The sequence below is a fragment of the Phytopseudomonas daroniae genome, assembly GCF_004327275.1.
Lineage (GTDB): Bacteria > Pseudomonadota > Gammaproteobacteria > Pseudomonadales > Pseudomonadaceae > Aquipseudomonas > Aquipseudomonas daroniae.
Genome location: NZ_QJUJ01000002.1, coordinates 468,772 through 483,346, shown reverse-complemented (window position 1 = coordinate 483,346; position 14,575 = coordinate 468,772). Strand labels below are relative to the sequence as shown.

The window sequence follows — 14,575 nt, the reverse complement described above, 5'->3', positions numbered from 1 at the left end:
CGACGATGCGATTGAACGTCTCCTCGTGGTCGATCCGCAATCCGACCCCGGTGATCCTGCTGTTCATCCTGTTGACCGTGATCGGCCTGATGGGCTTTGCGGGCATGAAGGTCCAGAACTTCCCCGACATCGACCTGCCGATGGTCACGGTGACGGCGCTGCTGCCTGGCGCCTCGCCGTCGCAGATGGAGAACGATGTCGCGCGCAGGATCGAGAACGCGTTGGCGACCGTCCAGGGTGTCAGGCACATTCAGACCACGCTGGCCGACGGTGCGGCCAACATCATGGTCGAGTTCGATCTGGAGAAGCCGACGCAGGAAGCGGTGGACGACGTGCGCGATGCGGTGTCGCGGGTGCGTGCCGACCTGCCGACCGACCTGCACGACCCCGTGATCCAGAAGGTCGAGCTGGCCGGATCGCCGATCCTGACCTACACGGTCGCGTCCTCGCGCATGGACGACGAGGCCCTGTCGTGGTTCGTCGACAACGAGGTGAGCAGGATGCTGCTGGCGGTGCCCGGCGTCGGCGCCGTGGCGCGCGTGGGCGGCGTCACCCGCGAGGTGCGCGTCGATCTGGACCCGGCAGGTATGCTGGCGCGCAACGCCACCGCGGCGGACATTTCCCGCCAGTTGCGCGAGATGCAGCAGGAGGCGTCGGGTGGTCGGGTGGGCTTCGGCGGCGCGGAGCAGTCGGTACGCACCATCGGCACCGTGCAATCGGCCGAGGAACTGGCCGCGCTGCAGATCACCCTCAACGACGGGCGCCGCCTGCGGCTGGACGAGGTCGCGACGGTCACCGACACCTTCGCCGAGCGGCGCTCGGCGGCACTGCTCAACGGAAAGTCCGTGGTCGGGTTCGAGATCGTGCGCGCGCGCGGTTCTGGCGAGATCGAAGTGGCCGAGGGCGTACGCGCCGCGCTGGAAGCACTGAAGGCGCACCGCCCGGACATCGCCATCGACGAAGCCTTCAACTTCGTCGATCCGGTGGTCGAGAACTACGACGGCTCGATGCGGCTGCTCTACGAGGGCGCTGCGCTCGCGGTGCTGGTGGTGTTCCTGTTCCTGCGCGACTGGCGGGCGACGCTGATCGCGGCGGTGGCGCTGCCGCTGTCGGCGATCCCGACCTTCGCGCTGATGCATCTGATGGGTTTCACGATCAACATCGTGACCCTGCTGTCGCTGTCGCTGGTGATCGGCGTGCTGGTCGACGACGCCATCGTCGAGGTCGAGAACATCGAGCGCCACCTGCTGATGGGCAAGACGCCCTGGCAGGCGGCGATGGAGGCGGCCGACGAGATCGGCCTGGCGGTGGTCGCGACCACCTTCACCCTGATCGCGGTGTTCCTGCCCACGGCCTTCATGAGCGGCACGGTCGGCCGCTTCTTCGTGCAGTTCGGCTGGACCGCGGCGATCGCGGTGTTCTTCTCGCTGGTGGTCGCCCGCATGCTGACTCCGATGATGGCGGCCTACCTGCTGCGCGCGCCGAAGCGGCATGCCGCGCATGTGCCGCGCTGGGTCGAGACCTATCTCGGCTGGGCGCGCTGGTGCCTGCGCCATCGCTTCGTCACCGTGGCCGTCGCCGCGGCGTTCTTCGTCGGTGGCCTGGCGCTGGCGGCGAGTCTGCCGACCACCTTCATCCCGCCGGACGACAACGCCCAGACCCAGGTCACGCTGACCTTGCCGCCCGGCAGCACGCTCCAGGACACCGTCGCGCTCGCCGAGCGGGCGCGGCGCCTCCTGCAACGCCACGAACACGTCGGACAGGTCTATACCGCGATCGGCGGCGGCAACGCCGGTGCCGATCCGTTCCAGTCGGGCGCTGCCGCGGCCGACGTACGCCAGGCGGTGCTGACGCTCGGCCTGACCCCGCGCGGGGAGCGCTCGGGCACCACCCGGCAGGACATCGAGGCGGCATTGCGCGATGCACTGGCCGCGCTGCCCGGCGTGCGCGTGCGGGTGGGCATGGACGGCGGCAGCGAGAGCTACGTGGTGGTCCTCGCCGGCGACGACCCCGACGTGCTCGCGCTGCACGCGCAACAGGTCGAGCGCGAGCTGCGCACGCTCGACGGCATCGGCGCGGTCATCTCGACCGCCAGTCTGCTGCGCCCGGAACTGGTCGTGCGGCCGGACTTCGCGCAGGCGGCCGAACTCGGGGTCACCTCGGCGGCGATCGCGGAGACGCTGCGCGTGGCCACGCTGGGCGACTACGACCAGGATCTGGCCAAGCTCAACCTGAGCGAGCGGCAGGTGCCGGTGGTCGTGCGGCTCACCGACGACGCGCGCACCGACTACGAGACGCTCAAGCGTCTGCCGGTTCCCGGCACCCGCGGCCCGGTCGCGCTGGAGAACGTGGCCGTGCTCGAAATGAGCAGCGGGCCGACCGAGATCACCCGCTACGACCGCCTGCGCAACGTCAATTTCGAGATCGAACTCAACGGCCAGCCGCTCGGCGTGATCGAACAGGCCGCGCTGGCGCTGCCCAGCCTGCAGAACCTGCCGGCAGGCGTGGTGCAGACCGTGGCCGGGGATGCCGAGGCGATGGGCGAGCTGGCGACGGGCTTCGCCGCGGCGATGCTCACCGGCCTGCTGTGCATCTACATGGTGCTGGTCCTGCTGCTGAAGGACTTCATGCAGCCCCTCACCATCCTGGCCGCGCTCGTGCTCTCGGTGCCCGGTGCGTTCTTGGCGCTGTTCGTCACCGGCTCCGAGCTTTCGCTGCCGTCGATGATCGGCCTGATCATGCTGATGGGGATCGCGACCAAGAACTCGATCCTGCTGATCGACTACGTGATCATCGCCCGTCGCGACCACGGCCTGGCGCGCTGGGAGGCGATCGTCGATGCCTGCCGCAAGCGCGCGCGCCCGATCGTGATGACGACCATCGCCATGGGCGCCGGCATGCTGCCGATCGCCCTGGGCTGGGGCGCCGATCCGAGCTTCCGCGCCCCGATGGCCATCGTCGTCATCGGCGGACTGATCACGTCCACCTTCCTGAGCCTGCTGGTGATCCCGGTCGTCTACAGCTACGTCGACGACGCCGTGCAATGGGCTGTCCGGCGCATCCGTCGCACGTCCAGGCCGGCAGTGGTGGACGACGGGTCCAGCCAGCCTTCTCCGAGCCCGGAGACCTGATGCCGTGAACTACAGCCTGCTGGCGATCATCGCCATCGCGGTCTACTCGACCGCGTCCATCGCCTATGTCTACCGCTGGCGCGGCAATGTCCGATATGCCTCGCTGACTCAATACCTGCGCAAGAGCTGGCCGATCCTCGCACCGCTGAACTGCATGCTCTACATGACGACCCGGGCGTCGGCGCGCAGCGCGGTGCTGGACGCCGGCTATCTGCAGAACATCGCCATCCTGCGCGACAACTGGCGGACCATCCGCGACGAGGCGCTGGCACTGCAGGCCGAGGGCGTCTTCGAGGCCACCAAGGCACCGGGATCGGCCGGCTACTACGACGTCGGCTTCCGCACCTTCTACAAGCGCGGCTGGAGCAAGTTCTACCTCAAGTGGTACGGCACCACGCACCGCTCGTCGCAACGGCTCTGCCCGCGCACGCTGGCGCTGCTCGCCCAGGTGCCGCAGGTGCGGGGCGCGATGTTCTCGATCCTGCCGGCCGGCTCGGAGCTGACCATGCACTCGGACCCGCTCGGGTGTTCGTTCCGGTATCACATGGGGTTGTCCACGCCGAATTCGGAGCACTGCCACATCACCGTCGATGGTCGGCAATGCGTCTGGCACGACGGCGGGGATTTCGTGTTCGACGAGACCTACCCCCACTTCGCCCGCAACGATACCGGCCAGGCGAGGCTGATCCTCATGTGCGACGTCGATCGCCCGATGAACGTCCTCGGTCGCCTGTTCAACAGGGGCTATCGCCTCATCGCCAGAGGCACGGTCGTTCCGAACACCGCGGAGGACGCGCGTGGCGTCTTCAGCGCGCTGTTCTCGGCCTTGGCGCCGATGCAGGCGTGGAGCCTTCGCCTGCGTGCCGAGCGCCGGCGGACCTACAAGGCGCTCAAGTACCTGCTCAACCTCACGCTTCTGGCGCTGTTGATGGCACTCCTGTTCGGCGCGTTCAGCCTGATCGAAGCGCTGTTGCGTTGAGTGCGGTCGTTGCCGCCGCCTGATGCGAGCCGTGTGTGTTGACGGGCCGGGGTGTAGTCGAAGCGCGCGCCGGCGTGGATGTTGGTCGTAGCCTTGCCTTCATAGAAGACGAGGGCCGGGGTCCAGTGGGCATTGCGCTACGCACCGAACCTCATCAGTTCACTCGGGCCGTCCGATAATCGCGGATTGGTGAATCTGCGATTGCCCGCGGCCTCTTGGCCGCCTTCCTCGGTACCACCCGGATGAGGCGCCGGATGGCTGAAACATCTGGCCCAGTTTGACCCCGCATCAGCGAAGCCAAGTCCAGGCCCGGCGCAGACTCTGGTTCGGCAAACGCGCTCACCGACGCACGCTACCGCCTTGAGGTGGGTCCTCAGTTGCTAGGAACCACGGGGCTTGCTCTTCTCTGCTTTTCGGTCATAGCGGGCTTGTGCAAGCTCGATATCGCCGCGCTTCGCGCGTGCCCATTCGGCCAGCATCGTGATCGGCTTCTTGAGGGTGTGCCCTAATGGCGTCAACGCATAGTCGACACGAGGTGGCACTGTCGCAAATGGCTTTCGCAGGACCAGGCCGTCACGCTCCAAGCCTCGGAGTGTCAGCGTCAGCATGCGATGAGAGATGCCTGGGATCTTCCGCATGAGTTCGTTGAAGCGGAGCGTCCCTTCGGAAAGGTGGCCGAGCACCATGACGGTCCACTTGTCGCCGATACGGTCGATGATCTGGGCCAACGCACGGCATTCCTTTTCTGCATCGGTGGTCGTGGCTGACCGAGGCTCATCTGTTTCACTGCTCATACACCCTCACTACGCACATCAGTGTTCGTCGTGCACATTCTAATGCGCTCTTGTGTTCCTTGAGCACCAATCTATCATCACGAACAAATTGTTCCTAAAAGGGATTTCAGATGAAGATTGGCATCAGCGGCGCAAGCGGCCATGTAGGAAAGGCCGTCATCGCAGCGCTTTCCCGGCGATTTCCTGGTCACGAGTTGGTTGGAATCTCACGGACGCCCGCTACGGGCGAGCAGTTGGAAGGCCGTTTTGGCGACTACGACCAGTCCGACTCGCTATCACAGGCGTACGCGGGCCTCGATCGGGTGCTCATCATCCCCAGCGCGGATCTGGGGTACGGCGTGCGAAGCAAGCAGGTAGTCGCGGCAATCGACGCTGCTGCCGTTGCAGGTGTGAATGCGGTCTACCTCCTCTCGGCATGCGGCACGCGTGAGAAGCACGAGCCAGCAATGGGTGCAGCGTACTGGCGAGGCGAGCAACGATTGATTCAAAGCGTTATTCCGTCTTGGACGATTCTGCGGATGAACTACTTCGCCGAAACCTTGATCGAAGAGGCGAAGATGTCGTTCGATCTGGGCGCGCTGCCGGGAATCGCCGAGAACAAGGTTGCGTTCGTTTCACGCGATGATGTGGCCGTAGCCGCTGCAGGTGCGCTGGCAACCGCGGGGCATTCCGGGGCCATCTACAACTTGACTGGACCCCAGGCGTTTTCTGGTGCCGAACGGGCCGAAGCAATATCCAGAGCTGCCCAAAAGCCGTACAGATTTGCCCTGCTCAGTGAGGAAGAGCTACATACCGGCCTTTCCAGCGCTGGCTTACCTGCCTTTGTGGTTGACGCTGTAGTGAGTATGAAGATCAGCCAGGCCGAAGGTGCCTACGACATCGTCACCGGAGACGTCGAGAAATTGGGGGGCCAAACCCCTACGTCACTTGCCGACATCCTAGCCAAAGAGTTCGGCCGATGATTCTTATCCGCTGGATCGCTCTGGCTTGGTATCGACTAGCCAATTGTCATTCCGCTTTCAACAAACGCGCAATGCAACGCTGATCGATCATGTTTGAAGCGCACAACATAGCTATGGATTCGGTCTCTGCTAGAGGGGGCTCATTCGCCTGTATCGTGCCGGGACCACGCGCGCCTGTGGCAGCTCACCTACACCGGTTAGGCAATCCCGATTCCCTTCTGTCTAGCAAACTCCCACGACACACTGCCCCCGCGCGCAGTCCCGGCAAGCTTCTGACCCAAGCGGGGTTCGATGATGGGTTTCCACGGCACTAGGCTGAACCCCATGCCGTCATCGAGCATCGCGTAGCGCCCGCTGGCGAGCATGACGTTGCGCCGGTAGATGCCAGCCACACGCTGGCCGTCAGCCACCGGGCGGTGCTCCAGACCGGTTTCGGCGGCAATGTCCTTAGCGGCCTGCGCCAGCTCGCGATTGCGCAGCGTGCCCAGCAGGTTCCGGGCGAGGATCACGCGCTGCCCGCGCCGCTCGGCCAGCCCCTGTTCGGCCAGGAAGTCGGCGCGCTGCTGCATCGCTTGCTTGGCGTCGCCACCAAAGCCCAGGTCGCCCAGCCCGCGGCCGCCGCCGATCAGTTGCTGGTCGAGCCAAGTCGCGCCGATCACGCGCGCCTGCCGCTCGATCGGCAAGTGCGATTTCAGTTCCACCGCCACACCGCCCAGCCGTTGCGAGTCGTACTGGCGGCCACGCTCGGCCAGATCGTCCGGCACCTTCCATAGTCCATCGGCCACACGCTCCACGATGCCGGCGCGTCGCAGGGATTCCAGCCGGCGGATATGGGCCGCGACAATTTCTTGCGGGTCGCGGCCGGGCTTGGCCCGGCCCTGCTCGATCGCCAGGTGGTGATCGGTGCGGTACAGGCCATCGCTCGCCAGCGTGGCGATGTTCTTGTCGGCCGCCCGCACCTCGGCGGAACCGCGTACCTCCACCACGGCTCCGGTGGGATAGTTAGCCAGCTCGTCGCGGGTGTTCAACGCGACGTAGTGGGCCTTGCCGTCCACGCCGTCGATGACCAGATAGCCGCGGTCGTGCAGCTCGTCGGCCAGCCCCTTGGCAGCGACGCGGCCGACAATGGTTCGGCCGTCGTCGCCCGGCTCGAACACCGCCAGCTCGCGCGGCTGGCCGCTCATGGCCCGCTGCATGGTGCGGATGATGTCGCCACGCTCGCCCAGGGCGCGCAAGGTCTTCTCGGTATCGGCGTGAACCGCCCAGGTGCCGGGCTGCGTCTCGTCGGCCAGGCCCAGGCGCTGCAAACGTTGCAGGCGGCCGATCAGCAGCAGGCGCTGGCGTTGCAGCCGGGGTTCGTTGAAGCGTTCGATCCGCACCCGGCCATCGTCGCCGGCCTCGCGCTGCAACGTGCGGTCGAGGCTCGTCCACCGCTCTTGCTCCACCTCGCGCTGCAAGGTCTGCTGGATCTCCAGTTCGGTACGCGGCCCAAGCCATTCCGTCGCCAATTCGGCAGCCCGGTGGCGGAAGCCGTGGGCGATGTAGTCGCCCGCGATGATGAGGTCTTCGCCGGTGTCGTCGCGCCCGCGCACGATCAGGTGCGTGTGCGGGTTGTCGGTGTTCCAGTGATCCACCGCCACCCAATCCAGCCGCGTGCCCAGGTCGGCTTCCATCCGATTCACCAGATGCCGGGTGTAGGTGCGCAGGTCGTCCAACTCGGCGCCGTCCTCCGGGGAGACGATGAAGCGGAAATGGTGCCGGTCGTCGGCGGCCCGCTCCTTGAAGGCATCAAGGTCGGCTTCGTCGATCTGCGGCCCGTAGGCCCGGCCCGATTCGCCATCGCGGCCGGCGCCGTCGCGCTCGATGTAGCGCAGGTGCTTGGCGAGCGACTGCGGGCTGGCGTTGCGTTGATTAACCAGCAGGGTCTTGATGGTCACGCGTCGCGACATGGGCGTGAGCTTCGCCCCGGCGAAGCGCGCCGCCGTGTGGCCGCGCCCAAGCCGTGAGCCGGGCCGCTGGCCTGCCCGTGCGCCGCTGCCACTGCCTGCGGGGTGGCGCATCGAGGATTTGCCGCCGCTGGCCTTGCCGGTCTGCTTGAGCACCTTGGAAACGAAGCTCTGCCCCTGGCCCTTGCCCCGGTTCTTCGGGGCGCTGGGGCGCACCCGGAAATCGTCGTCGCGGCGGTCGGTCATGCCTGCGCTCCCCGCAAGCTCGGGCGTGTCTGGTCGTGCGAAGCACGCGGACATGCCTGCATTGGCGTAACCCTCGCGCCGAACGCGGCACGGCGGCAAAGCCGCTCCGTGCCGCGCCACCCCCACGTGCAGACAGGCTTTCGACGCGGCCCGGTGCCGCGTCCTTTTGTCTTGCCTTCCGCCTTTGCCCCTCGCTGTCGCTCCGGGCGTCGGCGGCCCGGCGGCGCTGCGCTGCTTGCAGCCAGCTCGCCGGCGAACGCGCCAATGGCCGCAGGCCGGGCGCGTTCGAGGCAAGACGCCTGCACGGTGGACGGCTGCGCCGGATGTTGCGCGAAGCGCGGCGCGGATGCGCCCGCGCTGCATGCGCGACGACATGGCGGCAGCAGCCGGAACGACATGCCCGATGGCACGATGAGATGCACAGCAACGTGCAGCGAATCGGCGGCCATCATGGGCGTGTCTCCAGCCAGACCGGATGCGCGACGCCGATCACGGCGGATGCGCTGACCGGGCCGAAGTAGCGGCTATCGAACGACGCCGGATTCGTCACGCTCAACAGGAACAGTTCGCCAGGCGCAAGGCGGCGGCATTGCGGCCAGGATGGCAGCGGCCGGCCCAGCCGGTCGGCAGGCAGCGCGGCGGCCGAAGGCACGCCGTCGATGCGTACTTGACCAGCGACGATGCAAACGTGTTGCGGTGCGACTGCGCCCACACGTTTGAGCAGCGGAATGCGCGTCGGCAGGTAGCCGCGCTGCGCAGCCAATGCGGCGGCCTCGGCTGGCAGCGGCACCAGCACGATGCTGTCCACGGACAACGGACGTGGCAGCGAGGCGGTGCGCGGGTCGAACGGTTCGATGCGATACCAGCCGACCGCCACGCTGTCGGATGGGTTGTACGTCAGGCGAGGCAGCGGCGACACGAAAGCCGCCCAGGCCAGCGCAGCGAGGCCGCAGGCGGTCAGGCCCGCCAGCACGGTGCGAGCGCGCAGGCGCGAGCAGGGACGCGGCGAGGCGGACGAAGTGGAAACGGTCGTCATGGCAGCGCCTTCCCAGCGAGCCAGGCAGCATGCCGCTCGGCGGTGTATTCGGGCAGCGGCAGGCGCGCCGCGAGACGGTTGCCCAGCGTGCGCCAGTACGCGGGCGAGACGGCAGACGGGGCGATGCCCAGCGCCTCGATGGCGTCGATGCGTTCCAGCACGGCGCGCACCGAGTTCTCGCCTTCGGCGTGCAGCAGCAGGCGCGCGCCGGGCCGCACGCCGGGGATGCGCTGCAAGGCATCCAGCGGGGTGCCAGCCTGCATCACCATGAGCTGCCAGCGGATCGTGCCGTAGTCGTTGGCCTGCCAGCGCACACGGCAGAACATTGCACGCGGCAGGAACACCGCGCAGCGCCGCCAGCGGTCGAGCTGGAGCGTGCGCGCCGGTTCGCCGAAGCGCAGGTAGAGCTTGAAGCGCGGTTCGATGTAGGCGAGCGATACACGGGTCAGCAGCACGTTGCCGGCTTGGCCCGCGAGTGCTGAAAGGGACGGCGATGGCGTGGTCGATGCAGCCGCCGTGGCCGCGTTCGCGGCAGGCGCGATGGATGCGTTCATGGCAGGTTCTCCGTGCGGTTGTCGGGAAACTCCCGCTCCAGCAGGTCACGCAGCAGTTCGGCCACGGTCACGCCTCGCGTGAAGGCCGAAACCTTGATGCGAGCACGCATCGCTGGCGTCACGTCGAGCGTCAGGCGGGCCGTGTAGAGGTCGCCCTTGTTGAGCGCATCGGCGTCGCCCTGGCGAATCCACGCCTCGGCGTGCGGATTCGCGGGCGGACGCGCACCGATGCCGACGCGCTTGCTGCGTGGTGGCTTCGCGGTCATGTCGGCCACCGCAGCAGTTCGTCCACCAGTGCGGCGATCTCGCGTGCGGCGGCGCTGTCGGGCGCCGTCTCGCGTGCGAGCCGGCCAGCGGCCACGCTGTCGGCGAAGACGATGCGCTGATGCACTTCCGAGCGCAGCGCCGGCAGCGGCTGTTCGGCCAGCGACTGCCGCGCCTCCCGACCGATCACCGTGGTGCTGACGCGGCGGTTGATGACGAAGGCCGCGCGCAGCGCAGGCCGGAACACCTGCGCTTCGCGGATCAGCGCCACCATCTCGGCACTGGCCCAGAGGTCGTAGGGACTGGGCTGCACCGGGATCAGCACGCGCTCGGCCGCCAGCAGCGCGGAGCGCGCCAAGGCGGCGATCCTGGGCGGCCCGTCGATGATGACGTGATCTGCGCGGCGGGCGAGTTCTGGCGCTTCCTGATGCAGCGTTTCGCGGGCCAGGCCCACGGCGCTGAACAGCCGTGGCAAGCCTTGCTGGCTTCTGCGTTGCGTCCAGTCCAGCGATGAACCCTGCGGGTCGGCATCCAGCAGGATGACCGACTGCCCGCGCATCGCCAGTTCGCCGGCGATGTGCGTGGCGAGCGTGGTCTTGCCGACGCCGCCTTTTTGGTTGAGCAGCGCGACGATCATTGCGTGGCCCTCCATGCTGGAAAGCCAGGCTTTGCCTGCCGTGCGAAACGCTGTTCGCCGTGCCGTTCGGTGGTTGTCCACTGAATCGGCGCGCTTCTACTAAAAGTTAGAGATTTATAGTTAGGTAAGTTAGAGGGGACGCAAACCCGCGCCGTTATTGGCTTTCCGGCGTTTTCGTACTCCTGATAGCACGATAGGCGTACTCCTGATAGCACGATACCCGGTACTCCTGATAGCACGAGGCCGTCCACAGGCTTTACCGCAGTTATCCCCGTGCCGTATGCAGCACGGGCCGGAAGGTCAGCAGCTCCAATCCTTCCTCCGGCATCGCCTCGATGCCCAGGACGTAGCCGGGCAGCGACTGCCGCGCCACCAGGACGCGCAGGTCGTAGGCGAAGTCCGAGAAGCGCGCCGCGCTGCCGGACTTGCGGTACAGGTGCCGGAAGTCGAATTGCCAGCCGCCCGGCTGCTTGCCGCCGTGCTTGCGCACCAGGCGGTACAGCCAGCGTTCGATGCCGCCTTTGAGGCGGAAGTACGCGGGGTCGATGGTCAGCACCAGGGCGGCGTCCACCACGCCGGCATAGAACCAATCCGGCAGGATCAATTCGAGGCCCAGCGGCACGCCGCTGGCGTCGGCCAGTTCCTTCCACTCGTTGATCCACGAGAAGCGATGCAAGCGCCTTCCGGTGGTTTCGCGGATGGACGTGGCCACGCTGGTTGATTGCAGGCGATCCAGCGCGGCTTTCAGGCGCAGGTAGTCGTTGAGGGATGTTCCTCGTCCAATAAAGCGCAGGATCTCGTAGGGCGTGGCGCGTATCCAGCGCGACGGGCGGATGCCCGCGTCGCGCGCTTCCACGATCTGCGAGGCCGCCCAAATCAACACGTCGGCATCCCAGATGGTGGCGATGCCATGCTCGGCCGTGCCCTCCACCCGGATGGTGATGCCGCCCGCTCGGAAGTCGATCGGCGCGGTGCGCCGCGACTTGGCGAGCGAGAAGAACGGAAAGGCCATCAAGTCCTGGCTGTCGCGCGGTGCCATGTCGCCCGGCAGCGCGCGGAACAGGTCGAGCTGTTCGCGCTGCGGTAAGGCTTGCCCTGGAGGGCTGGACATGGCGGAGGCCACTCACGCACCGACGATCAGCGGCCGTCACGGTAGTCACCCGCATGACGCTCGGCGTATTCCGGGTCGGACGTGGCCTCATAGCTGCGCGCATCGGCCCAGGCGTCGAGGTCGCTCACGGCGTACATGACGCGCCGGCCGAACTTGCGGAACTTCGGGCCGCCGCCGATCACGCGCTGCTTCTCCAGCGTGCGAGGACTAAGGCGCAGGTACTCGGCGGCCTCGTCGTTGGTCAGGTAGCGTTGGGGCTGCGCTGGCGCAGCGACAGCAACGGCGGCAGGCCGCAAGGGAGCAGGTCGCATGGGATGTACCTCCATCAAGCCCAGCCACACCACGCGGCCGGATAGAGGCACTTTCAAGAAAGCTAGGCTTCCTGCTCAGGGACGTTTTGCAGGGGATGCGGCGCGTCCCTGTGCAACAGACGGAAGCTGTGCCAGGCGGCGATAGCCGCCGCGCATCAGCGCATCGCCCCGGCGCACCAGCCGGCGAACGCGGGCACGCAAGGCGCTGTCCGCGTGCCAGTCGTCCGCGACCGTATCGGCACCGAACAGCCCTTCGGCCACGTCGCGCAAGGACGCGCCCGCCAGGGTGCCGTCGAGCGCCTGGAGCGTGTTCAACTCCAGCAATGTGGCGATTGTCGGTCGTGGCCGTGCCATTCCCGCGGGTAAGGCGTCGCCAGCGGTGGCCAGCTTGTCCAGCTCGGCCGCCAGCGCCTGATAGCGGACGCAAGGTGTGGCGCAGGCGCGGATGGCATAGGCGTAGGCCATGCCATCGGCCAGGCCGGGAGCGATCACCAGCCGCAGGCAGCAGCCCGGCCAGCGTGCCAGCACCACCAAGCGCTTGCCATCGTGGATCAGATGCTTCTGGCCGGGAATGCGCCAGAACGCGAAGGCCGCCGCATCGGGCGGCGGGTCGGCGTCCGGGTAGAGCTGCACGACGGCATCGTGGTCAGGGAACCAGGCCGGGTGCGCGTCGCGCGCATCCAGGGCAGGATCTTCCAGCAGGCGCAGTCCCCAGCGTCCGGCGGCCTCTGGCTGTCGGCGACGGCGCAGCCAGTCGCGGCGGTAGTCGGGGTGGCGGCGCAGGTATTCCCACGCCAGCGCGGGGCCGTCGAGGTGCAGCGTGTAGAGATACGCGGCGGTTGGATACCAATGTTCGGCGCTCGGGTCAGCCATGACGCAACCTCCTGTCATTCAGCAGGAACGTCGCCACGGATTCCGCCATGCGGGAGCTATCGAGTCGCCATCAAGTCGTCATCGAGATCGGGGTAAGCTGTAACTGCTGGTGTCAAGACTGATTCGCTCCAGGGCATTGCGGAAATCGTCTGAATGCGACGGCTGCGCCGCCACGAAAATGGTGCGCAGCATGGAGCACCGTGCAGCAGCCCGCGCCAAAGATCATGACTGTTTCCAGCAGAAGCGCACCGCTTCGGTGCAAGAGTGTGGATTCAGACCTTCCGGGTCTTGGGTAAGACTGAAATAGTCAGAATGCGCTGTCGTTGGCTGGGGTTGGTCAGTCGGTGATCGAGCCGTTTTCCTCGGCCAGCCGCAGGTACTCCGACAGCAGCCGCGCCGGCTGGAAGTAGCGATCGCGCATCACAGGTTGCTTGTGCGGCCCGACGATGGACGCCAGATCGGACAGCTTCACATGGCCCAGGCCGGGCATGCCTATTCCCAAGTCGATCAGCCCCCATGCCGTATCGCTATCGGCCGGATCGAGCGCGGCCAGCAGCCAGGTGGCGTGCGCGTCAGGAGTGAACAGCCGTACCGTCGGCATCGGGTCGATGCTCCGACCAGCGGCGCGTGCCTCGCCGACGGCGAGCAGTTGCGCCCGCTGTTCAGCGGTGACGAGCGGCTGGGTCATGGCTCGAATCCCCACGCACCCGAGCATGCACGGATACGATTTTCCACCGAAGCGCAGAACCGCTGAAGCGGATGCGTGCTTTGGCGGAAAAGCACGAAGGCGCAAGCCATCGAATCCGTACAGGCACGGAAACGCAGAAGCGGAATTACGTGGGTCAGGAAAGACACGGATGCGACTCCCCGGTTCCGGTGAAATCCGCAGTTGCGGATTTCAGCAAAAGCACGGAAGCGGACTAAATTACTGTCATGAGTTAAAGATAACGTGGTTTTAATTGTCCCGCGACTGGACGCTTCTGTCTATGCAGAAGCGATCCGTTCAACCCGGCCGACCGGCCGGTGCCACCACCTTCGATGCCGAGTTGGCGCAAGCCTTCGGCGCGGGGGTGCGTGCGCTGCGGATGGAGCGCGGGATTGCGCAAGAATCGCTGGCCAACCTGGCTGGCATCGAACGTTCCCACATGGGCAAGGTCGAGCGCGGCGAGCACATGCCCACGCTGGCGCTGATCTTCAAGATCGCCGGCGCGCTCGAATGCAGCACGGCGGTACTGATGAGCGAGGCTGAAAGCCAGCTCGCAGCGGCGGCCAAGCCGTAGCGGCAGCCGGACTCGTCCGACGCAAGGTGGCTTTGGGTGTCGAGAGCACTGGGTCAGGCGCGGCAGGGGTGTATTCCTAGAGGCTAGTGCAAAGTCGCGGTAAAAAGCATCTACGGCAACGGTAGAGAACGACCCTGAGCCGCCGTTGAGTAACGCCACCCGGAAGCTGTCATTGATTTGCTGCTCGCTGCTGTTGGAAATCCCGGTCTCTGCCTACTGGCAATCTATAGTTTGGCAAGTTGGCGCGTGACGGGTTTCAATGAATTTTTATACTTGGATTTTTGACTAGGCCGATCCATGCAAACCTGTGCTGCAAGCCACCTCCAGGAGGAATCAGTGTCCAGAATATCCCGCACGGCCCAGTTTATCTCGTAGGTTTTGCGGGATACAGCGGCATAAGGAAGCTGCGGCGGTACACGGCGCGGCCTGAACAGCCATATTGGTCGCCGAC

14 protein-coding genes are annotated in these 14,575 nt (G+C 66.4%); 4 read left to right on the top strand and 10 right to left on the bottom strand.

Translation table 11 applies throughout. The features are described 5' to 3' along the window. Positions 1-5: 5 nt before the first annotated feature. On the top strand, positions 6-3,131 hold the full coding sequence (locus DNK10_RS07370) for an efflux RND transporter permease subunit (RefSeq protein WP_131191077.1): 3,126 nt from the start codon (positions 6-8) through the stop codon (positions 3,129-3,131). A gap of 4 nt (positions 3,132-3,135) precedes the next feature. Further along, positions 3,136-4,110: an aspartyl/asparaginyl beta-hydroxylase domain-containing protein gene (locus DNK10_RS07365; protein ID WP_131191076.1), complete on the top strand. Its 975-nt coding sequence runs from the start codon at positions 3,136-3,138 to the stop codon at positions 4,108-4,110. Positions 4,111-4,490: 380 nt separating this feature from the next. Here the strand turns inward: DNK10_RS07365 and DNK10_RS07360 are convergent, their stop codons facing one another. Then, positions 4,491-4,904 carry a winged helix-turn-helix transcriptional regulator gene (locus DNK10_RS07360; RefSeq protein ID WP_131191075.1) on the bottom strand — a complete coding sequence of 138 codons (414 nt, stop codon included), beginning with the start codon at positions 4,902-4,904 and terminating at the stop codon, positions 4,491-4,493. A gap of 110 nt (positions 4,905-5,014) precedes the next feature. Here DNK10_RS07360 and DNK10_RS07355 point away from each other — a divergent pair, with 110 nt between their 5' ends. Further along, positions 5,015-5,866, top strand: coding sequence for an NAD(P)H-binding protein (locus DNK10_RS07355; RefSeq protein WP_131191074.1), 852 nt, complete (start codon positions 5,015-5,017; stop codon positions 5,864-5,866). Between the two features lie 197 nt (positions 5,867-6,063). On the opposite strand, the gene DNK10_RS07350 is transcribed toward DNK10_RS07355, so the two are convergent. The 9 genes from DNK10_RS07350 to DNK10_RS07300 all read right to left on the bottom strand — a co-directional run bounded on the left by DNK10_RS07350 (position 6,064) and on the right by DNK10_RS07300 (position 13,532). Beyond that, complete coding sequence (locus tag DNK10_RS07350) at positions 6,064-8,058, bottom strand: relaxase/mobilization nuclease and DUF3363 domain-containing protein (protein WP_131191073.1); 1,995 nt, start codon at positions 8,056-8,058, stop codon at positions 6,064-6,066. Positions 8,059-8,506: 448 nt separating this feature from the next. After that, on the bottom strand, positions 8,507-9,094 hold the full coding sequence (locus DNK10_RS07340; RefSeq protein ID WP_131191071.1) for a S26 family signal peptidase: 588 nt from the start codon (positions 9,092-9,094) through the stop codon (positions 8,507-8,509). Then, positions 9,091-9,648 (bottom strand): DUF2840 domain-containing protein, encoded by a 558-nt coding sequence (locus DNK10_RS07335; RefSeq protein WP_131191070.1) that lies wholly within the window; start codon positions 9,646-9,648, stop codon positions 9,091-9,093. The genes DNK10_RS07340 and DNK10_RS07335 overlap by 4 nt, the downstream gene beginning before the upstream one ends. Next, entirely contained in the window at positions 9,645-9,914 is a 270-nt protein-coding gene (locus DNK10_RS07330; RefSeq protein ID WP_131191069.1) for a chromosome partitioning protein ParB, read from the bottom strand. The genes DNK10_RS07335 and DNK10_RS07330 overlap by 4 nt, the downstream gene beginning before the upstream one ends. After that, complete coding sequence (parA, locus tag DNK10_RS07325; RefSeq protein ID WP_131191068.1) at positions 9,911-10,549, bottom strand: ParA family partition ATPase; 639 nt, start codon at positions 10,547-10,549, stop codon at positions 9,911-9,913. Before parA ends, DNK10_RS07330 begins: the two co-directional genes overlap by 4 nt. A gap of 265 nt (positions 10,550-10,814) precedes the next feature. Further along, positions 10,815-11,660: a replication initiator protein A gene (locus DNK10_RS07315; RefSeq protein WP_131191066.1), complete on the bottom strand. Its 846-nt coding sequence runs from the start codon at positions 11,658-11,660 to the stop codon at positions 10,815-10,817. A 26-nt stretch (positions 11,661-11,686) separates the two neighbouring features. Beyond that, positions 11,687-11,971, bottom strand: coding sequence for a helix-turn-helix transcriptional regulator (locus tag DNK10_RS07310; RefSeq protein ID WP_131191065.1), 285 nt, complete (start codon positions 11,969-11,971; stop codon positions 11,687-11,689). A 75-nt stretch (positions 11,972-12,046) separates the two neighbouring features. After that, on the bottom strand, positions 12,047-12,844 hold the full coding sequence (locus tag DNK10_RS07305; RefSeq protein WP_131191064.1) for a DUF2285 domain-containing protein: 798 nt from the start codon (positions 12,842-12,844) through the stop codon (positions 12,047-12,049). A 337-nt stretch (positions 12,845-13,181) separates the two neighbouring features. Continuing rightward, the gene (locus DNK10_RS07300; RefSeq protein WP_131191063.1) at positions 13,182-13,532 is read right to left on the bottom strand and encodes a DUF2958 domain-containing protein; all 351 of its coding nucleotides are present in this window, start codon (positions 13,530-13,532) and stop codon (positions 13,182-13,184) included. Between the two features lie 298 nt (positions 13,533-13,830). Here DNK10_RS07300 and DNK10_RS07290 point away from each other — a divergent pair, with 298 nt between their 5' ends. Continuing rightward, a complete protein-coding gene (locus tag DNK10_RS07290) occupies positions 13,831-14,124 on the top strand; it encodes a helix-turn-helix domain-containing protein (protein WP_131191061.1) in 294 nt (97 codons plus the stop codon). The last annotated feature ends 451 nt before the right edge of the window (positions 14,125-14,575 follow it).